At 61.0% G+C, this 21,070-nt stretch carries 15 protein-coding genes and 1 pseudogene; 11 read left to right on the top strand and 5 right to left on the bottom strand.

What is annotated here, in order from left to right; genetic code table 11:
- Nucleotides 1-158 precede the first annotated feature (158 nt).
- On the top strand, nucleotides 159-2,099 hold the full coding sequence (locus tag AACY31_RS07845; protein WP_339504298.1) for a type VI secretion system Vgr family protein: 1,941 nt from the start codon (nucleotides 159-161) through the stop codon (nucleotides 2,097-2,099).
- A 152-nt stretch (nucleotides 2,100-2,251) separates the two neighbouring features.
- Here AACY31_RS07845 and AACY31_RS07840 read toward each other — a convergent pair whose 3' ends face one another.
- From AACY31_RS07840 to AACY31_RS07820, 5 genes are read right to left on the bottom strand one after another with little or no spacing between them, the layout of a single operon-like run.
- Nucleotides 2,252-2,581: a hypothetical protein gene (locus AACY31_RS07840; RefSeq protein ID WP_339483709.1), complete on the bottom strand. Its 330-nt coding sequence runs from the start codon at nucleotides 2,579-2,581 to the stop codon at nucleotides 2,252-2,254.
- Nucleotides 2,582-2,584: 3 nt separating this feature from the next.
- Nucleotides 2,585-3,118: a hypothetical protein gene (locus tag AACY31_RS07835; RefSeq protein WP_339504297.1), complete on the bottom strand. Its 534-nt coding sequence runs from the start codon at nucleotides 3,116-3,118 to the stop codon at nucleotides 2,585-2,587.
- A gap of 58 nt (nucleotides 3,119-3,176) precedes the next feature.
- Complete coding sequence (locus tag AACY31_RS07830; protein ID WP_339504296.1) at nucleotides 3,177-3,440, bottom strand: hypothetical protein; 264 nt, start codon at nucleotides 3,438-3,440, stop codon at nucleotides 3,177-3,179.
- 19 nt (nucleotides 3,441-3,459) lie between these two features.
- Nucleotides 3,460-4,725 carry a PAAR domain-containing protein gene (locus AACY31_RS07825; protein WP_339483705.1) on the bottom strand — a complete coding sequence of 422 codons (1,266 nt, stop codon included), beginning with the start codon at nucleotides 4,723-4,725 and terminating at the stop codon, nucleotides 3,460-3,462.
- Between the two features lie 54 nt (nucleotides 4,726-4,779).
- On the bottom strand, nucleotides 4,780-5,214 hold the full coding sequence (locus AACY31_RS07820) for a DUF1795 domain-containing protein (protein ID WP_339483704.1): 435 nt from the start codon (nucleotides 5,212-5,214) through the stop codon (nucleotides 4,780-4,782).
- 275 nt (nucleotides 5,215-5,489) lie between these two features.
- Between AACY31_RS07820 and AACY31_RS07815 the strand changes: the two genes are divergently transcribed.
- From AACY31_RS07815 to AACY31_RS07770, 10 genes and pseudogenes are all read left to right on the top strand, one after another.
- Nucleotides 5,490-7,427 (top strand): type VI secretion system Vgr family protein, encoded by a 1,938-nt coding sequence (locus tag AACY31_RS07815; RefSeq protein WP_339504295.1) that lies wholly within the window; start codon nucleotides 5,490-5,492, stop codon nucleotides 7,425-7,427.
- Between the two features lie 18 nt (nucleotides 7,428-7,445).
- Nucleotides 7,446-7,880, top strand: coding sequence for a DcrB-related protein (locus AACY31_RS07810; RefSeq protein WP_046064497.1), 435 nt, complete (start codon nucleotides 7,446-7,448; stop codon nucleotides 7,878-7,880).
- A 12-nt stretch (nucleotides 7,881-7,892) separates the two neighbouring features.
- Complete coding sequence (locus tag AACY31_RS07805) at nucleotides 7,893-12,332, top strand: RHS repeat-associated core domain-containing protein (RefSeq protein WP_339504294.1); 4,440 nt, start codon at nucleotides 7,893-7,895, stop codon at nucleotides 12,330-12,332.
- Nucleotide 12,333: 1 nt separating this feature from the next.
- Nucleotides 12,334-12,612 carry a hypothetical protein gene (locus AACY31_RS07800; RefSeq protein ID WP_046064499.1) on the top strand — a complete coding sequence of 93 codons (279 nt, stop codon included), beginning with the start codon at nucleotides 12,334-12,336 and terminating at the stop codon, nucleotides 12,610-12,612.
- Nucleotides 12,613-12,696: 84 nt separating this feature from the next.
- On the top strand, nucleotides 12,697-17,055 hold the full coding sequence (locus AACY31_RS07795; RefSeq protein WP_339504293.1) for an RHS repeat-associated core domain-containing protein: 4,359 nt from the start codon (nucleotides 12,697-12,699) through the stop codon (nucleotides 17,053-17,055).
- A complete protein-coding gene (locus tag AACY31_RS07790) occupies nucleotides 17,056-18,204 on the top strand; it encodes an ankyrin repeat domain-containing protein (protein WP_339483727.1) in 1,149 nt (382 codons plus the stop codon).
- 261 nt (nucleotides 18,205-18,465) lie between these two features.
- Nucleotides 18,466-18,948, top strand: a complete 483-nt coding sequence (locus AACY31_RS07785; RefSeq protein ID WP_339483726.1) for a hypothetical protein — start codon at nucleotides 18,466-18,468, stop codon at nucleotides 18,946-18,948.
- 72 nt (nucleotides 18,949-19,020) lie between these two features.
- Nucleotides 19,021-19,644 (top strand): hypothetical protein, encoded by a 624-nt coding sequence (locus AACY31_RS07780; protein ID WP_339493167.1) that lies wholly within the window; start codon nucleotides 19,021-19,023, stop codon nucleotides 19,642-19,644.
- 484 nt (nucleotides 19,645-20,128) lie between these two features.
- Nucleotides 20,129-20,488, top strand: coding sequence for a DUF6124 family protein (locus AACY31_RS07775; RefSeq protein WP_339483724.1), 360 nt, complete (start codon nucleotides 20,129-20,131; stop codon nucleotides 20,486-20,488).
- Between the two features lie 185 nt (nucleotides 20,489-20,673).
- Nucleotides 20,674-21,070, top strand: a pseudogene (locus AACY31_RS07770) (hypothetical protein); the annotation flags it as partial.

The following is a 21,070-nucleotide window of genomic DNA, read 5'->3' as shown; positions in this document are numbered from 1 at the left end:
ACAGTCACTCCTGTGGAAGATACCCTGTGGGAGCGAGCCTGCTCGCGATAGCGGAGTTACATTCAACATCAATGTTGACTGACACACCGCTATCGCGAGCAGGCTCGCTCCCACAGTAGGTTGCGTTCCTTCAGCTATTCACCTGCACGAGACCCTCGATGTTATTCAACCAAGCCACCCGCCTGGCCAAGATCACCAGCCCCCTCGGACCTGAGGTGCTGTTGCTCAAGGACATGGGCGGCGGTGAAGAATTGGGGCGGCTGTTCAACTACGAGTTGCAGTTGCACTCGCTGGACAACGCCATCGACCTCAACCAGCTGCTCGGCAAGCCCATGAGCGTGAGCCTGCAGCTCGATGGCGGTGGCGAGCGCTATTTCCATGGCATCGTCGCCCGTTGCAGCCAGAACGTCGACCAGGGCCAGTTCGCCAGTTACCAGGCCACCCTGCGCCCGTGGTTTTGGCTGCTGACCCGCACCTCCGATTGCCGGATTTTCCAGAACCTCACCATCCCGCAGATCATCAAGCAGGTGTTCCGCGACCTGGGCTTTTCCGATTTCGAAGACGCCCTGAGCCGGCCTTATCGCGAGTGGGAATACTGCGTGCAGTATCGCGAGACCAGTTTCGATTTCGTCAGCCGCCTGATGGAACAGGAAGGCATCTACTACTTCTTCCGTCATGAGCAGGGCCGCCATGTGCTGGTGCTGGCCGACGCCTACGGCGCCCACACCACGGCCCCCGGCTACGGCTCGGTGCCCTACTACCCGAAGAACGAGCAGCAACGCGAGCGCGACCACATCCACGACTGGCACCTGGCCCAGGAAGTCCAGCCCGGCTCGCTGGAACTCAACGACTACGATTTCCAGCGCCCCAGCGCGCGCATCGACGTACGCTCGGCCATGCCGCGTCCACACACGGCCGGCGACTATCCGCTGTATGACTACCCCGGCACCTACGTGCAGAGTCAGGACGGCGAGCACTACGCCCGCACCCGCATCGAGGCCTTGCAGAGCCTGCACGAACAGGTCGAACTGGCCGGCAACGCCCGGGGCCTGGGCTCGGGGCATCTGTTCAGCCTCACCGGCTTCACCCGCCAGGACCAGAACCGCGAGTACCTGATCGTCGGCGCCCGCTACTACATTTCCCAGGAAAGCGGCGAAACCGGCGGCGGCGCGCCTTCGGCGCAGTTCGAAAGCAGCCTCACCTGCCTGGACGCCCAACAGAGTTATCGTCCGCTGGCGACTACCCACCGCCCCATCGTCAAGGGTCCGCAAACCGCGTTGGTAGTCGGCCCCAAAGGCGAGGAAATCTGGACCGATCAGTTTGGCCGGGTGAAGGTGCACTTCTACTGGGACCGTCACGACCAATCCAACGAGAACAGCTCGTGCTGGATCCGGGTGTCGCAATCCTGGGCCGGCAAGAACTGGGGCTCGGTGCAGATCCCGCGCATTGGCCAGGAAGTGATCGTCAGCTTCCTTGAAGGCGACCCGGACCGCCCCATCGTCACCGGTCGTGTGTATAACGCCGAACAAACCGTGCCCTATGCGTTGCCCGCCAATGCCACGCAGAGCGGCACCAAAAGCCGTTCGAGCAAGGGCGGCACGCCAGCGAATTTCAACGAAATCCGCATGGAAGACAAGAAAGGCGCCGAGCAGCTGTACATCCATGCCGAGCGCAACCAGGACATCGTGGTCGAGGTGGACGAGAGCCATTCGGTGGGCCATGACCGCAACAAAAGCATCGGCCACAACGAAACCGTACGCATTGGCCAAGACCGACTGCGGGCAGTACAACGCAACGATGCCCTGGTCGTCGGCGGAACCAAGAGCGACAGCGTCGCGACCCAGTACCTCATGGAGGCGGGGTCGCAGATTCGACTGGTGTGTGGCAAAAGCGTGCTGGAGTTCAATGCCAGTGGCGAAATCAATATCTCGGGCACCGCGTTCAATATCTACGCCAGTGGCAATGGCAACATCGACACCGGCGGCCGTCTGGACCTCAACTCCGGTGGCGCCGGCGAAGTGGATGCCAAAGGCAAGGGCATCAAGGGTGTGATTGATGCGGCGGTAAAAGCATTGTTCCCGGCAAAGGCCAAACGCTGAGGTTCATGGCAGGAACGTTGTGGGAGCTGCCGAAGGCTCGGGCCGCGTTCGGACGATCTTTTGATCTTTCGCTTGAGACTCAAGTGTCTGGGGAAGGATCGCAGCCTCGTTGCACTCGACAGCTCCTACAACGCAGCCCAGCGGAAGCAATATCACGCGTTCGTAAGCATGTATTGGCCAGGCTGCGTCCACGCGACTCGCAAGTACTTGCCGCTCAGCAGTTGCTCGTCACGGAGATATTCGAACACTTCGCAGGGACACCATTCCTTGCCCGCCGAAAAGGCCACCCGCAAAGAACGCAGCTCATCGAAGACCTTAGCCTTGCGCTTGTCGTCCGCGACGCGCAAAAGGTAGATATCTTGTTCTGCCGCATTCGAAAACCCGATGGCACGCAGGGGAGAATCCAGCGCGTGATCCATGATTCGAACACGAATCGAGTCACCGTCGGCTCTTTCCACGTAGGCCTTCAGCACATCATTCATCACTCAGCGATTGACCGGCACGAAGTCAGGGCCGCCCAGCTGATCCCGGACGCCCAGAGCGGTGCGCATCAGCGGCGCCCACAGGCCCTTCTGGCTGTTCCAGCTGCCGCCCGCCCACCGCGTGTCCTGGACGAGCTCAGCCTTGTTGAGCTCAAGCTGCCGCTGGAGGGCCAGCGCCACCGCGCCCATATCGACCTCGAACAGGTCGGCATAAAGCCCCTCGGGTTGTGTCTGCTTTTTGCTCAGGCAAAGCCGGTAGTACCAGACCCACACCGCGGCGACATAAATCGCCCGATTACGATCAGGATAGCTCGCGAGAATCTTGAGCAAAGCCGCCACTAGGCGCTCAGGGAACTGGGGGTCGCGGGTCTGTTGCCAGTAACGCAGCACCCGCAAATCGAAAGCCGCGACGATGTTCTGCGGTTCTTCGTTGTCGTTCTGGGCTTCTTGGAAGTAGAACCGCTCGCCGACAAGGAATTTGTCCAGCTCGTCATTAGCCAGGGCCAGTTGCCATACGTTGTCCAGGTTGGCACTCATTGGATTCTCACTACCTCCGTGTAGGCGAGCCCGCCTCACCTTCCTTGCCCTTCGACGATCAGATGGCGGTGCCGCGATTCGTTCCCGGTTGGACAATCAATAGCTCGTCCAACTCACGCTTTCTGCAACGCACCACAAACGGTAGCGCGGCGTCCGGGTCACGCCTGAACAGCTCAAAAGCCGCCTGATTGATTTCATAGTATTCCTCGTAGTCGGCCATGCCGTTGCTGACCGGTATGGACACATAGAACCGACCCGAGTCTTGTTCGATGCCCACGGAAAACATGTGCTCGCGACTGACCAGAACATCTTGAAATTTCATGACTTGCCTACCTCTACCGTCATAGCGGCGTCCAACTGAAGTCTTTGGGCAAAATGCCCCCGGCATCGATGACCGCCTCGCTGGCACCGGTCGGCAGCTTGCCGCCAGGAATCCAGAACTCGTTAGCACCGGCCTCGTTACCTGAAGGAATCCGCAGGTTCATGTCTTTAGGCGCGGGGATATCGACCCGCACCAGGGTACTACTTTCCAGGGTATTTTCTGGAAGCCCAAGCGCCTTCTCCAATGCCCTCTTGTCGCCCTTGGCATTGGCAATCAATTGATCGGCTTCAGCCTTGGGCATCAGGAACGTCGTGCCGTCGCGCTGGGCGATGCCGTACTTATCCAGGTTGTTCTTTGTGGTGAAGCGTGAGGCGCCGTTTTCGAACTGGCCCAGGTGTTCTTTCACATACTGCGGTGACAGGTACGTGTCGGCGTCGGGTCGAGCCCCCTTCGGCATGGCCAGAATGTCGGCCTCGGTCACGCCCGGCTTGTACTTGGGCGGCGGCAGTTCGGCAGGCTTGGCCGCCTTCGCCATTTTCGGACTCAGCCCCAGCATTGCCATACCGGCGACACCTTGCAGCAAGTCCCGATAGCCTGGCCCCAGACGATCACCTAAATCGCCTAGCAGCTCCATGCCCCCCAGGATCAACCCGCCCACCACCACGAATTCGACAAGAACGGCGATACCTGCCATGGCGGCCATGACCAATGCCGCACCGGCCGCCAACAACCCCAATACCTCCAACCCGGTGTGCATCCAGCCTTCAAGATCCAGGACAAACGCCACCGACACCGTCGGCCCACCGATGAACGTATTCGGGCTGCCGCTCTTGATGTGAGCACCGCAGACCATTTTGCTGTGCAGGCGCGCGGCCGGTTTGCCGTTGATGAAGACCGTGGCGCTGCCTTCGGCGATCAGCACCGGAAAGGGCCAGATCGGATGGTTCAGCGGCAGCCCGGTGCAGGAAGATGACGTGTCTTCGCCCGCCCGCATGGCATTGCGGTCGTTGATGTAGACGTTGAAGCTGCCCACTATCAACGCCCCCGTGGTGGGCTCGGGCAGGTTGAAGATGGTGGAGAGGCCCTTGACGATCTGGAACATCGACAAACCGCCGGCCGCAATCGAACCGGCCATGATCGCCAGCGCCACGCCGCCGGTGGCGACCGTCGCGGCAACGACCGCGGCACCGATCAAAGCACCGGCCACGGCGCCGGCGACCATTGCGGCCAACCCGAACCCGTGGGCTATTTCATCACCCAGACGTGCTGCTGCCTGTGCATCCATTGCGCGCATCTACCTTACTGATTCGTATGACTGCTCAGTGGGACGTGTCGATGCTCAGACAATCGGCGGCTGTGGCTTGAACGAATGCATCGCCAGCTTCCAGGCCGGCTCGTGATAGGCGAAATCAGTCGGTGTGGTGGTCAAGGTGGTGATCAGCACCGAGGGCTTACGCTCGATGAACACCTGGCGCAGCATCAGGTCGCGCCCCTCGCGTTGCCAGGTGTAATCCAGCAACGTGGTGGTGTGCCCTTGCAGCACCGTGTCCCAGCGCTGCACCAGCTTGAAGCCCGGCAACTGCTGCTCCGCGCTTTTGAGTTGGCGGTCCACGTACTCGGCAAAAGGAGCGTCGCCCTGGCTGGCATCGCGGCTGATGACGAAACTGGCTTCTTTAGCAGGACCGACTGCCGGCAGCTTGAAAATATTGATGCTCTGGTCCTGCCAGGTATCGGGGATTTCGAGATCGGCTTCTTGAATGCGGTAAGAGGTCACAGTAATCGCTTTCCATGGACGTGAGGTGACGCGCGAAGGAGCAGATATTCAAGTAATGCCTGGTAACAATCAAGAACCGGGTTCCTCTGCCTCACGTAAGGCACTACATTATGCGATCAGCGTCACTACTCTAGCTATCAAGCGCCCCGTAGGAGCTGCCGAAGGCTGCGATCTTTTGATCTTTCGCTTTAGACTCAAGGGTCTGGGCAAAGATCGCAGCCTCGCGTTGCTCGACAGCTCCTACGGGAATGCAAGGCATCAACAAGGGATAATTGATGTTATTCAACCAAGCCTCACGCCTGGCCAAGGTCACCAGCCCCCTGGGACTCGAGGTGCTGTTGCTCAAAGACATGGGCGGTGGCGAAGAGCTGGGGCGGCTGTTCAACTACGAGTTGCAGTTGCACTCGCTGGACAACGCCATCGACCTCAACCAGTTGCTCGGCAAGCCCATGTGCGTGAGCCTGCAGCTCGATGGCGGGGGCGAGCGCTATTTCCATGGCATCGTCGCCCGTTGCAGCCAGAACGTCGACCAGGGCCAGTTCGCCAGTTACCAGGCCACCCTGCGCCCGTGGTTTTGGCTGCTGACCCGCACCTCCGATTGCCGGATTTTCCAGAACCTCACCATCCCGCAGATCATCAAGCAGGTGTTCCGCGACCTGGGTTTTTCCGATTTCGAAGACGCCCTGAGCCGGCCTTATCGCGAGTGGGAATACTGCGTGCAGTATCGCGAGACCAGTTTCGACTTTGTCAGCCGCCTGATGGAGCAGGAAGGGATCTACTACTTCTTCCGCCATGAGCAGGGCCGCCATGTGCTGGTGCTGGCCGACGCCTATGGCGCCCACACCACGGCCCCCGGCTACGGCTCGGTGCCGTACTACCCGAAGAACGAGCAGCAGCGCGAGCGCGACCACATCCACGACTGGCACCTGGCCCAGGAAGTCCAGCCGGGTTCGCTTGAGCTCAACGACTACGATTTCCAGCGCCCCAGCGCGCGCATCGACGTGCGCTCGGCCATGCCGCGTCCACACACGGCCGGCGACTATCCGCTGTATGACTACCCCGGCACTTACGTGCAGAGCCAGGACGGCGAACACTACGCCCGCACCCGCATCGAAGCCTTGCAGAGCCTGCATGAACAGGTGGAATTGGCGGGTAACGCCCGGGGCCTGGGCTCGGGGCATCTGTTCAGCCTCACTGGCTTCAGCCGCCAGGACCAGAACCGCGAATACCTGATCGTCGGCGCTCGTTACTACCTCTCCCAGGAGAGCGGCGAAACCGGTGGTGGCGCGCCGACCGCGCAGTTCGAAAGCAGCCTGACCTGCATCGACGCCCAGCAGAGTTATCGTCCGCTGGCGACTACCCACCGCCCCATCGTCAAAGGCCCGCAAACCGCATTGGTGGTCGGCCCCAAAGGCGAGGAAATCTGGACCGACCAATTCGGCCGGGTAAAGGTGCATTTCTACTGGGACCGTCACGACCAATCCAACGAAAACAGCTCGTGCTGGATTCGTGTGTCGCAATCCTGGGCCGGGAAAAACTGGGGTTCGATGCAGATCCCGCGCATCGGCCAGGAAGTGATCGTCAGTTTCCTCGAAGGCGACCCGGATCGGCCGATCATCACCGGCCGCGTCTACAACGCCGAACAGACCGTGCCCTACGACCTGCCAGATAACGCGACCCAGAGCGGCATGAAAAGCCGTTCGAGCAAGGGCGGCACGCCGGCGAACTTCAACGAAATCCGCATGGAAGACAAGAAAGGCGCCGAGCAGTTGTACATCCACGCCGAGCGCAACCAGGACATCGTGGTTGAAGTGGACGAGAGCCATTCGGTGGGTCACGACCGCAACAAGAGCATCGGCCACAACGAAACGGTGACCATCGGCAACAACCGCCTGCGCATCGTCAAGCAGGAGGACATCCTCTCGGTGGGCCAGCGCAAGACCGACAGCATCAGCCAGAGCTACGTGATTGAAGTGGGCGAAAACCTGCGCCTGGTGTGCGGCGAAAGCATCCTGGAGCTCAACGCCAGCGGCCAGATCAACCTGACCGGCGTACAGATCAGCTTCTACGCCAGCGGCGATGCCGAGTTCAACACCGGCGGCGTGCTGCACCTGAACAACGGCGGCGGCCCGGGTGCCACGCCGGACGGCCAGGGCGTCAAGGGCAGCATCGATGCCAACATCCAAGCCGCGTTCCCTGCACCCAAGGGCTAACCTCGAGATTTTTGCGCCATGACTTACCGCCTCAATGAATTCCAGTTCCAGCTGCCGCCCAGCGAATTGCTGGACGCGACAATCAACATCCTCAAGTTCCCCGAACTGGGCACGTCCTTGATCGTCAGCCGCAGTTTGCTGGCCGAGGGCGAGACCCTGCAAAGCAACCTCGACGACCAGCTCAAGCGCCTGGAAAAACAGGTCCAGGACCTGCGCTGCCAACCGGGCGCCACCGTGCGCGTAGGCGCCAACCAGGAAGTCGAAGCCATCGAACTGCGCAGCCAGTTCAACAAGGGCAATGAAAAGGTCTTCCAGTTCCAACTGGCCCTGGTGCTGCCCGGCACCCGCAAAATGCTTGCTCTGAGCTACGTGAAAGCCGAGAAACTGGGCGATGCCGAAGCGGCGCATTGGGCAACGATCAAGGGTTCGCTGCTGTTCGACGTTCTGGCTTGATGAGCACCTTGCATGTCTGACGCACTCTGGGCCGCTCGGCTAGGCGACGCGCTGAACCACACCTCGATGATGGCCGATATCCTCGGCGGCGTCCTGGAAGTGGCCGCGAACATTGCGATCACCGCGGTAGCGACGGCTGCCGTGGTCGCGGCCACGGGCATTACCGTTGCCACCGGCGGCTTGGGTTGCTTCCTGCTCGGCGCGGTGGTGGGCGCCGTGGTCGGCCTCGCCATGAGCAAGACCGGGGCCGACAAGGGGCTAAGCGACATATGCGAGGGCATCGGCAACGCCCTCTTCCCGCCCACGGTGCAGGCCAACATCCTCACCGGCTCCACCGACACCTTGACCAACAACATCCCTGCCGCCCGCGCCGCCGGGGCGATCGAGTCCCATGTCGCGCCGGCCGGTACCGAACTTGAAGCACCCGAAGCCGAACCCAGCTACCTGGACATGGCCGAGAATTTCTTCTCGCAGATGTGGCGTCCCACGGTCGCCGTGCCCGCGCCCGGTGCCGTGCCCAAGCCGCTGGACATGATCACCTGCATGAAACACCCGCCGATGCCGCCGCAGTTCCTGGCCGAAGGCTCGGACAAAGTCACCATCAACGGTCAGCCCGCCGTGCGCAGCGGCGACCGCAGCACCTGCGATGCGACCGTGGTATCAGCCGGGCTGATTTCCCCTGACGTGACCATTGGTGGCGGTTCGGTGGTGGTGCGCGAGATCCGCAGCGGCAAGACCCCGGGCGTCGGGCTGGCGGTCACGGCGCTGCTGATGCTCAAGGGCGGCAAGGGTAAATTCCTCAGTAACCTGCCGTGCATGTTGGTCGGCGGTGCGGCGTCGATGGCGGTCAGTAGCGCGATGGGTGCCGCAGCCAACGCCGCGATGGGCTCCTCGAACCCCGTGCACGCCGCCACCGGGGCCAAAGTGCTGGGCGATGTCGAGGAGATGGACTTCGTCCTGCCCGGCATCTTGCCGATCGACTGGCAACGCTTCTACAACAGCCGCGACGAACGCCGCGACGGGCTGTTCGGTGCCGGTTGGAGCGTGCCCTACGAGGTACGCGTCGAAATCCTGCCCCATCCAGACGGCGGCGAAACCCTGGTCTATAGCGACGAACAGGGCCGACGCATCGACATGGGCTCCATCCCGTTGGGCGGTGCCGTGTTCAGTGCCGGTGAAGGCCTCAGCGTGCGACGGCATGCCAACGGCGAGCTGCTGATAGAGAGCGCGGACGGGCTGTACCGCTTGTTCGAACCCACGCCAGCCAATGCAGCGCTGCTGCGCCTGGACCAACTGGGTGACCGCAACCACAACCGTATCCACCTGGAATACGACGATAACGGACGCCTGGCGCAACTGCGTGACACCTTCGACCTGACCCGCATCGCACTGGCGTATGACGAGCGCTGGCCACAACGAGTCAGCCGGATCGACCGCCTCTATGCCGATCAACGCCGGGAAGTGCTGATGCACTATGGCTACGACGGCCAGGGCGATCTGGCACAGGTCCGTCAGTCCAACGACCAGGTGAAACGTCGCTACACCTACGACGCCGGGCGGCGAATGGTGGAACACCAACTGCCTACCGGGCTTCGCTGTTTCTATGAATGGGCGTTGGTTGAAAACCTGGAATGGCGCGTGGTTCGCCACTGGACCGACGCGGGCGACGCCTACACCTTCGATTACGACCTGGCCGCCGGGACCACGCGCATCACCGACGGTTTGCAGCGCATCAGCACCCGTCGCTGGGATACCCGCTATCGGATCACCGAAACCACCGACGCGTTGGATCGCACCTGGACCTTCCAGTGGAACGACGAAAGCCAGTTGCTGGGGGCGACCGATCCCAACGGCGGACAACATCAGTTCAGCTATGACGAAGCGGGCAACCTCTGCGAAACCCGCGACCCGCTGGGGCGCAGCGAGTCAACCCTGTGGCTCGAACACTGGGCCCTGCCCCTGGCTGAAACCGATGCCGCGGGAAATACCTGGCAGTACCACTATGACGCGCGGGGCAACCGCATTCGCGAAACCGACCCGCTGGGCCGCGTCACCCGCTATCGCCACGACGCCCACGGCCAAGTGGTGGAGGTCATCGACGCCACCGGCAAAAGCAAGACCATGCGCTGGACGGCGCTTGGGCAACTCAGCGAACACACCGATTGTTCCGGTTACACCACACGGTTGAGCTATTGCGAGCGCGGGCTGTTGCTCAGCAGCACCGACGCACTGGGAGAGCGGACGCTTTTCAGCTACGACGACCAGGGTCGGCTGCTGAGCAAGCAACTGCCGGACGGGCGCACCGAGCACTATCAGCGTGACGCAAGCGGACAGTTGATCGGCTATAGCGACCCGGCTGGACACACGACAAATTTCCAACACACCCTAAGCGGTCAACTGCGGGTGCGCACCGACGCCCATGGCCGCCGGGTGGAGCTGAGCTACGACAACTACGGACGCCTCCTGGCCCTGACCAACGAAAACGGTGAGCGCTACCGGTTTGCCTGGGACGCCGCCGACCGCTTGACCGCCCAACACAGCCTGGACGGCAGCCTCAAGCGCTACGCCTACGACCCGCTGGACAACGTCACCCGCATGGAAGCGCTCGCGGTGCCCGGCAGCACCGACCTGGACCTCTCGCCCCAAGCCCCCATCATTCATGAGCTGGAGCGCGATGCGATGGGGCGACTGGTGGCGAAAGTCACCGCAGACGGACGCACCGAGTACCGCTATGACGCGCTCGACCAGGTCAACGCGATCACCTTCACCAGCCAGACCGGTGAAGTACAAAGCCTGGGCTTGCGTTACGACGCCCTGGGGCAATTGATTACCGAGCAAGGCTGGGCGGGGAACCTCGAACATCGCTATGACGAACTGGGCAACCTGACCCAGACGCTGCTTCCCGACGGTCGTTGGCTGAACCGCCTGCACTATGGCAGCGGTCACCTGCACCAGATCAACCTCGACGGCCAGGTCATCAGCGATTTCGAACGCGACCGCCTGCACCGCGAAGTGCTGCGCACCCAGGGGCGCCAGAGCACCCGCAGCGAATACGACCGCAGTGGCCGCCTGCGGGCCCGTCAGCGGCGGCAACAGGGTCAGTCCACGCTGCTGCCGCCCGTGGCGCAATCGCTGTTTGGTTATGACGCCAGCGATCAGCGGGTGGAGCGCTTCGACAGCCAGCCCGAAGCGTCCCATCGCCAATTGCTGCACTATGACGCCACCGGCCGCATTCTCGCCAGCCAGGACAACCTTCAAGGCCAGCGTGAAAGCTTCGCCTATGACCCGGCCGCCAACCTGCTGGACGGTCTGGGCACAGGCCAGGTCGCGCAAAACCGCTTGTTGACCTACCAGGACAAGCGCTACCGCTATGACGGTTTCGGTCGCATGGTGGAAAAACGCAGCGCCCGACGTGGCGTCCAGCGTTTTCGCTACGATGCTGAACAACGCCTGGTGGAAGTGCGCAACGATAACGGCTCGGTCGTAAAAATGACTTATGACCCGTTGGGTCGACGCATCGAAAAAGCCGAGTACGACCGCCACGCCACGCTGCTCAACCGCACCCGTTTCACCTGGGATGCGCTGCAACTTTTGCAGGAACACCGCGACAGCCAGACCAGCCTCTACATCTACGCCGACGACAGCCACGAACCCCTGGCGAGGGTCGACGGCCTGGGCGAGCAACAGAAGGTCCGTTATTACCACAACGACCTCAACGGCCTGCCCGAACAGCTCTCGGAAGCCGACGGCCACACACTCTGGCGAGCCCGTTACCAAGTGTGGGGCAACACCGCCGAAGAGTTGCGCGAACCGTATTACATCGAAGAGCAGAACCTGCGCTTCCAAGGTCAATACCTGGACCGCGAAACCGGGCTGCACTACAACACCCTGCGTTTCTACGACCCGGACATCGGCCGCTTCACCACACCGGACCCCATCGGCTTAGCTGGAGGGCTGAACCTCTACCAGTACGCGCCGAACCCGGTGAGTTGGATCGACCCCTTCGGGCTGATGAAATGCTCGACGCCGCCCAAGGGTCGCAAGGTCAACCGAACGGTGTATCGCTTTGAAGAGCCGGGGCGGATCAGCACGACTTGGACGGCGCACAAGTGGAACGTCGCCTCCAGGCACCGTTACACCGCCCCCGGCCTGGGCGGTGTCTATGGCGCCAACTCACGCAAGACCGCCATGGGCGAAGTCAATCACTGGGGCGTGGACCTGTCCACACGGGTGCTGGTCAGCAAGAAAGTGCAGCTCAACAACGTCCTGGACCTGACCCGGGCCGATGTGCGCAAACAATTGGGGGTCTCCCTCAAGAGCATTACCGGCGACAAATACACCCAGACCCATCAAATCGGCGCCTGGGCCAAGGCTAATGGTTATGATGGGATCCTGGCGCCGTCGGCGCGAAACCCGACCGGCAGCAACTTGATTTCCTTTGCAGGTTTTTAGAATGGGACTGGAAGACGAATACGTCGGCGATGCCGATTGGCAGCATTTCGTGCGGTTGTACGAAGAGGACTACCTCGACGACAACGCGCGCGCGCTGGCCAAGGCCATGGATGACAACCTCGACATGGCCGTCGTGCTCTACGGAAAAAGAGGGCTCAAGGAAGGGTTCTGGTGGCTGGAACAGACCGTGCCCGCCCTGGGCAACAAACGCCCGGTCGATTGCCTCAAGACCCCGAAACTGATCAAGCGCCTGAGAATGGCCCTGATGAGCATGCCGTAACCCACAAGGACACAGATGCAATGGAAGGCATCAAATTGCTTGAACTCACGGTCATCGGCCGCCCTACCCGCCTGAGCAACGTGCATGTCTGACGCGCTCTGGGCCGCCCGCCTGGGCGATGCACTCAACCACACCTCGATGATGGCCGACATCCTTGGCGGCGTATTGGAGGTGGCGGCCAACATCGCGATCACCGCGCTGGCGACCGCCGCCGTGGTCGCGGCCACGGGCATCACCGTGGTCACCGGCGGCCTGGGTTGCTTCGTCCTGGGCCTGGTGGTGGGCACCATCGTCGGCCTGGCCATGAGCAAGACCGGGGCCGACAAAGGCCTGAGCAATATATGCGAGGGCATCGGCAACGCCCTCTTTCCGCCCACGGTGCAGGCCAACATCCTCACCGGCTCCAAAGACACCCTCACCAACAACATCCCCGCGGCCCGCGCCGCCGGGGCGATTGAATCCCATGTCGCCCCGGCAGGCACCGAGCTTGAAGCCCCCGAGCCTGAGGAAGAGCCCAGCTACCTGGACATGGCCGGGAATTTCTTCTCGCAAATGTGGCGCCCCACCGTCGCAACGCCCGCCCCCGGTGCCGTGCCCAAGCCGGAAGACCTGGTCATCTGCACCAAGCATCCGCCGATGCCACCGCAGTTCATGGCCGAAGGTTCGGACAAGGTCACCATCAACGGCCAGCCCGCCGTGCGCAGCGGCGACCGCAGCACCTGCGATGCGACCGTAGTGTCGGCCGGGCTGATTTCCCCTGACGTGACCATTGGCGGCGGCTCGGTGGTGGTGCGCGAGATCCGCAGCGGCAAGACCCCGGGCGTAGGCCTGGCGGTCACCGCGCTGCTGATGCTCAAGGGCGGCAAGGGCAAGTTCTTCAGCAAACTGCCGTGCATGCTGGTGGGCGGCGCGGTGTCCATGGCCGCCAGCAGCGCGGCGAACGCAGCCGCCAACGCCGCCCTGGGTTCGTCGAACCCGGTGCACGCCGCTACCGGGGCCAAGGTGCTAGGCGGTGACGAGGACCTGGATTTCGTCTTGCCCGGCATCCTGCCGATTGACTGGCAGCGCGTGTACAACAGCCGCGACGAACGCCGTGACAGCCTGTTCGGCGCCGGCTGGAGCGTCGCCTACGAAGTCCAGGTAGAAATCCTGCCCCATCCCGAGGGCGGCGAAACCCTGGTCTACACCGACGAACAAGGCCGGCCCATCGACATGGGTTCCATCCCCTTGGGCGGCGCGGTGTTCAGCGCCGGTGAAGGCCTGGCCGTGCGCCGCCATGTGAACGGGCAATTGCTGATCGAAAGCGAAGACGGCCTGTACCGCTTGTTCGAACCTTCGCCCGCCAACCCATCACACCTGCGCCTGAACCAGCTGGGTGACCGCAACGACAACCGCATCCACCTCGACTACGACGACGCCGGACGCCTGGTGCGGCTGCGCGACACCTTCGACCTGGTGCAAGTCGAGCTGATCCGCGCAGGCGAACGCGTCACCCACATCGAACGCCTCTACCCCGACCAATCGCGCGAGGTGCTGGTCAGCTACGCCTACGACGCGGCGAACACCCTCGCCGAAGTGCGCGACGCCACCGGCCAGGTGCAACGGCGCTTCAGCTACGACGCCGGGCAACGGATGGTCGAGCACCAGTTGCCCAGCGGCCTGCACTGCTTCTACGAATGGGCCCTGATCGACGACCAGGAATGGCGCGTGGTCCGGCACTGGACCGACGAAGGCGACGCCTACCAGTTCGACTATGACCTCAAGGCCGGCATCACCCGCATCAGCGACAGTTTGCAGCGCGTCAGCACCCGGCACTGGAACAGCCAGCACCAGATCACCCAGTTCACTGACAACCTCGGCCAGACGTGGTTGTTCGAATGGAACGATGAGCGCCAGTTGCTCAGCGCCACCGATCCACAGGGCGGCCAGTACACATTCAGCTACGACGAAGCCGGCAACCTGCTCAGCGAAACCGACCCGTTGGGCCGCAGCGGTTCGACGTTATGGCTCGAACACTGGGCCCTGCCGCTGGTGGACACCGACGCCGTCGGCCACAGCTGGAAATACCGCTACGATCAACGCGGCAACTGCACCGCGGAAACCGACCCGCTGGGCCACATCACCCGCTACCGCTACGACACCCATGGCCAAGTCGTGGAGATCATCGACGCCACCGGCAAAAGCAAGAAGCTGCGCTGGAACCCGTTCGGCCAATTGGTGGAACACGTCGATTGCTCGGGTTACCCGACGCGCTTCAGCTACGACGCGCGCGGTTACCTGCAAACCATCACCGACGCCCTCGGCGAGCGCACCCAATTCCGCTACGACGCCCAGGGGCGTCTGCTCAGCAGCCAATTGCCGGACGGCCGCACCGAACACTACCAGCGCGACACCGCCGGCCAACTCACCGGCTACACCGACCCGGCCGGGCACACCACGCGCTACCAACACAACCGCCGCGGCCAGGTCCGCCAGCGCACCGACGCCCAGGGCCGGCAGGTGCAGTTTGCCTACGACAGCTTCGGCCGGCTGCAAGCGCTGACCAACGAGAATGGCGAGAGCTACCGGTTTGCCTGGGATATCGGGGATCGGTTGACCGAACAACAAGACCTGGACGGCAGCGCCAAGCGCTACGACTACGACCGCCTCGACAACGTCGCGGCGGTGACGGCGATGCCTGCGCCGTACGGCACGGGCCTGGCGCTCATTCCCGAAACACCGCCGGCGCCCATCGTCCATCGCCTGGAACGCGACGCCGTGGGCCGGCTGATCGCCAAAGTCACCGACGATGGCCGCACTGAATACAGCTACGACCCGCTGGACCAACTCACCGCCGTCACCTTCACCGACCTGCAAGGCAACGCGCAAACCCTGAGCTTCGCCTACGACGCCCTCGGCCAGTTGCTCGCCGAAAACAGCGCCGCCGGCAGCCTGCAACACCACTACGACGAACTCGGCAACCTGATCCAGACCCAACTGCCCGATGGCCGCTGGGTCAACCGCCTGTACTACGGCAGCGGCCACCTGCACCAGATCAACCTCGACGGCCAGGTCATCAGCGACTTCGAACGCGACCGCCTGCACCGCGAAGTGCTGCGCACCCAAGGGCAAATCAGCACCCGCAGCGAATACGACCGCAGCGGCCGCCTGCGCGCACGGCAACGCCGCCACAGCAGCCAACCCTCGCTGTTGCCGGCGGCGGTGCAAAAACACTTCGAGTACGACCCCGCCGACAACCTCATCGGCAAACTCGACCAGCAACCCGCCGCGCAACAGCGCCAGCTCCTGCACTACGACGCCACCGGCCGCATCATCGCCAGCCAGGACAGCCTGCACGGCCAGCGCGAGACCTTCACCTACGACGCCGCCGCCAACCTGCTCGACGGCCCAGCGCCCGGCGCCGGATTGGTGGTGCACAACAAACTGCTGACCTATCAGGACAAGCGCTACCGCTACGACGCCTTCGGCCGGATGATCGAAAAACGCAGCGCCAAACGCGGCGTGCAGCACTTTGCCTACGACGCCGAAAGCCGCTTGATCGAGGTGCGCAGCGACAACGGCAGCGTGGTGAAAATGGCCTACGACCCGCTGGGCCGGCGCATCGAAAAAACCGAACACGACAGCAATGGTTACCCGCTGGGCGAAACCCGTTTCACCTGGGATGGCCTGCGCCTGTTGCAGGAACACCGCCACCAGCAAACCAGCCTGTACCTCTATGAAGACGACGGCTACGAACCCCTGGCCCGCGTCGACGGCAGCGGCCCGCTGCAAAAGATCCGCTACTACCACAACGACCTCAACGGCCTGCCGGAACAACTCACCGAAGCCGACGGACACAACGTTTGGCAGGCGACGTATCGGGTGTGGGGCAATACGCTGGAGGAAGTGCGCGAGCCGTATTACATCGAAGAGCAGAATTTGCGGTTCCAAGGGCAGTACCTGGATCGGGAAACGGGGCTACATTTCAATACGTTCAGGTTTTATGATCCGGATGTGGGACGGTTTACTACGCCGGATCCGATTGGGTTGGCGGGTGGATTCAACCTCTATCAATACGCACCGAATCCTATTGGGTGGGTGGATCCTTGGGGTTGGGAAGTTTGTCGACTCAGCGCCTCACAGAAGAGAGCGATGGGTCCTGCGCCTAAGGGTATGGTGAAGCCGCACTACCATCATATCGTCCGCGAAAAAGCTCCGAAAAGCTGGAAAGCGCAAAATCGAAAATACATTACCGACTCGCAAAAAATTCTGGCCAAACACAAAATCGGCCTGAACGACGATCCGCGCAACTTCACTTGGGCCCAAAATGGTGGGGGAAATCACTCGGTAGCCAGCGCGAAAAAGGTTTATGAAATTCTTCAGAAAGCGGACATCGGTGGGACGGCCAGTGTCGAAAACGCATTGAAAAAAATGGGTGATCAAATGGCAAAAGGAATTTTTTAAATGACCAACCCAGAAGAAATTTATGAGAAGAACATCGAGACTTTATCCGTCATTCATGCCGACATCGCCTCGGGAAATGAAGCCTCGCTAAAAAAGCATCTGGAGGAAAATCCCGCTCTATTGCACCTGCCCCTGTATGGCCTTGAGGGGCAGGAGACGTTACTGCACATGGCTGCCGAACAGGGTCAAACCGAAGTTTGCCGCTTATTGGTGGCTTTAGGTATCGCACTGGACCAACCTGCCGCGAGTTCCGGCAACAGCACCCCCCTTGCCGCCGCCGCCGGCAACGGGCATCTGCAAACATGCCAATGGTTTCTTGAGGCTGGTGCCTTGGTAGACGGTTGGCCTGACAGCATAACCACCCCGCTGATTGACGCGATCACCTCCGGGCACCAGCACATCGTCAATCTTCTTATAGAACACCATGCCGACATCAATCGACTACACACCCGGCTGAATACCGCGCCGTTGGACATCGCCAATACCTGGGGATTTACAGACATGGCGGCCGTCTTAAGAAATGCCGGGGCCGTCAGTATCATGGACGTTATTGAGAACCCGGCCGAAGAATTCGGCGGACCTATAGCCACTTTCGTGCACAACACAGCAGGTTGGGTTTTACCCGCGCAACTAAGTCCCTTCAGTAATGAAGCGGGGCTGGAGCTGCGTATCAGCTGCATCGAGGGTAAGAACAAGTTCAAGTTACTCTTCACCATCGGACTTTTTGCCAAAAGCCCTCATACCGAATTATTCGTATGCTTGCCCGGCGACTGGCCTCTCACGCAGCAAGGTTTTCCCCCGCACAGTCCTTGGGTTTTCCCGGTTGAGTTGCTCTCCCTGCTCGCTCGCCACACGTTCAATAACGGCCCCTTGTCGGAAGGCCAGATCATTTCAAAAATAGATAAAGACTTCGCCCAGCTCAGCTGGCCGAGCGATACCGACGCGCTGTTGGTCGTGGACAAAATTTGGAACACCACCGAAGAACCCGTGGATGAACACCATGAGGACTCGGTAAAGCTCTACGTTCTGGTTCCCTTCAAGCTGCCGAAGAAAGGGCTGCCTGAGGGCGACGCTTTAGCCTCGCTCTTGGAGAAAAAACGAAAGGCGAGCTGGAAAAGTATCGCGTTGACTTCACCGCTACAAAGTTAACGCGTAGAGGATCAATCTGGAGGGATCGGAGATGTAACGTGCTGCCGCCATCGCGAGCTCGCTCCCACAGGGATTGATGGTGGCGCCCGGTCAGTGATCTCTCGGGATGAACGACACTCTCTCGGTCCGAAAGGATCACCACGCCACACCGCCCCGGCATCCAGTCATTGTCGACAAGCCGCCAAAGGCTCGCTCCCGACAGATAGAGATAGGACCCCGGTGATTTTATTGGCCCGGCAGAAAGCCGTAACAGGAACGTCTATGAAAGGCTTGGCAGATGAAAGCCCGACGCTGGCAGACGAAGTAATGCGCATCATGGCGTCGGGTAATGAGCTCGATGAGCAAAACAAAAAAAATGAAGCTCAAGCCCTGTACCAAAAAGCTTGGGAATTGCTTCCTGAACCGAAGCTGGAATGGACACCTTTGTCAGCCTGGGTCACAGGTTCTTTTTTCAACCTGCATTTTGACAATGGGGATTTCGAGGCTGCTAAAGACTGGGCACAAAAGACCTTGGATGGCCGGGAATCGGATATCGATACAGGGCCGCTGATTAACCTGGGAATGGTCTATTTTGAGCTGGGAGACCACGCGCAGGCTTATAGGTACTTTGATGACGCCTACAGCTTCGGCAAAGCTCGAGCCTTTCAAGAAAGACCCAAAAAATATCTGAAGTTTTACTTGGAAAAAAGGCCTGACCAAAGCATGGCTCTAGAGCCCTCGGTTTCTAGCCCGGACAAGCTTTGACATTTATATGGCGATCGAGCCAACGGATGAGCATGAAGTGATTGCCCCACGAGACTCGCTCAGGTCTACGTCATGAGTGTGGAAATTCGCAAGTACCTGGAAGCGGAGTTACTGGCGGCGCTGAAGCAAACAACGTCACCCCACCTTGACCTGAAGGCCAGCAAAAATAAACTTGACCTGCTCGCTGCCAAGGAAAAGCTTGGGGAAATCTACGTTCAACACTTGACCAAGGCCGACGGTTATTACGCGGGGTTGGAGATCTATACGTGCGAGGCCTTCAGCTTCTGTAAAGAGCAATCTCCACCCTACGAGAGCCGGCTGCTGAATTCATCATTTTTGTCGAAGAGCTCCTTGTCGGAGGAAGCAAAACAGTTCGGTGACGAGCTGGGCGGCATCATCAGAACTCCGTCCCCTCAAGCCATCAGCGCAACCGTCAAAAAAATAACCGAACGGCTCGAGAAATTTTACCTGCCCAAGGCAGAGCACAGCGTTCTTGGCTCCCCCGCATTAATCGATGACGTGTTGGCCGAGCCGGATAACTATGCGTTTCCATTCCTGACGATTGTCTTTGCAGCGCACAAAAACAATCTGAGCCTGGATTCGGATGTGCTCAAGAAAGCCCTGGCGACTAAATCAATATTTGGGAACAAGCCGTTCGATCTGGCGCTTGCGAACAAATTACTAGGCGCAGGTTAAGCGCAAATTCCCGTGGCGAGGGAGCTTGCTCCCGCTGGGCGGCGAAGCCGCCCCAAAAAGGCCGGCGCATTCCTACAGAAAAACCGCTGCGCCATTGAGCGAGAGCACGCTCCCTCGCCCCGAATCCTGGGCATTACGAAGGCTTGTTTATTCTCCCCCCACAACACTTCCACCAAGCTACGAATCCTTGCGCCATTGCCTACAACTACGCCAGAATCCGTCCGCTTGTGCGCCTTGCCCATGGGTTCTATCGTTTCCCTGCCACTGCCCATCAGTGGTCGGGTTTAGTAGCCCGAGGTTTTCCGCAAGATGCATGAGCTATCCACTCAGGCAGGTGTTCCAATTCCTGTCCTTGATGGTGGCTGTGCGCAGGGCGCTTCGGCGCGCCGGCAATGCTGGAATCCCCGGTCTACTAACCTGCGTACAGCCGCCACCCTTCTTTTAGTAGGGAAAGGGTCGCGGCCTAACTCGAGGATTCCAGCTTATGTTCAAAATAACTCCAAACCCTCCGGAAACGGACAACACTTCCGCGCAAACCAAATCCAAAGCCAAAAAGCACGACGAAACCACCAAACGCGTCTTGGATCACTACCTGTTACCCAAACCGGAAAAACCCGAAGATGCATCCAAACCGGGCCAGCTCTTCACCGTGGCAAAAAACGCCGACAACGAATGCCTGCTCGCCAACCTCAGCGAAAACCTCGCGTCAGCCGATGCGATGATCAGCAACCTGGCCTTCGACCTGGAAGGCCCCCGCCGCCACATCGCCCTCGGCATCCAGCAATTGATCGAACTGAGTTCAATGCTGGCCAACCGTGTGCTGGATAACGTCGACCCACGCTAACCGCGACACCACCAACCCGTGGCGAGGGAGCTTGCTCCCGCTGGGTGGCGAAGCCGCCCCAAAACAGGCTGACGCATTCTCCAGATAAACCGCATCAGCCGGCTCACGACGGCTGCGCCGCCGAGCGGGAGCAAGCTCCCTCGCCACGGATCGCCTACACCTCAAAAGCAGGCGTGTAACCCGCCTTCACCGACCTGCAAGGCAACGCGCAAACCCTGAGCTTCGCCTACGACGCCCTCGGCCAGTTGCTCGCCGAAAACAGCGCCGCCGGCAGCCTGCAACACCACTACGACGAACTCGGCAACCTGATCCAGACCCAACTGCCCGATGGCCGCTGGGTCAACCGCCTGTACTACGGCAGCGGCCTCCTGCACCAGATCAACCTCGACGGCCAGGTCATCAGCGACTTCGAACGCGACCGCCTGCACCGCGAAGTGCTGCGCACCCAAGGGCAGATCAGCACCCGCAGCGAATACGACCGCAGCGGCCGCCTGCGCACGCGTCAACGCCGCCACAGCAGCCAACCCTCGCTGCTGCCAGCGGCGGTGCAAAAACACTTCGAGTACGACCCCGCCGACAACC

Source organism: Pseudomonas sp. RL_105y_Pfl2_101 (genome assembly GCF_963970585.1).
GTDB lineage: Bacteria > Pseudomonadota > Gammaproteobacteria > Pseudomonadales > Pseudomonadaceae > Aquipseudomonas.
Note: the sequence above shows the minus strand (reverse complement) of the source record. Positions and strands in the feature narration are given on the sequence as shown.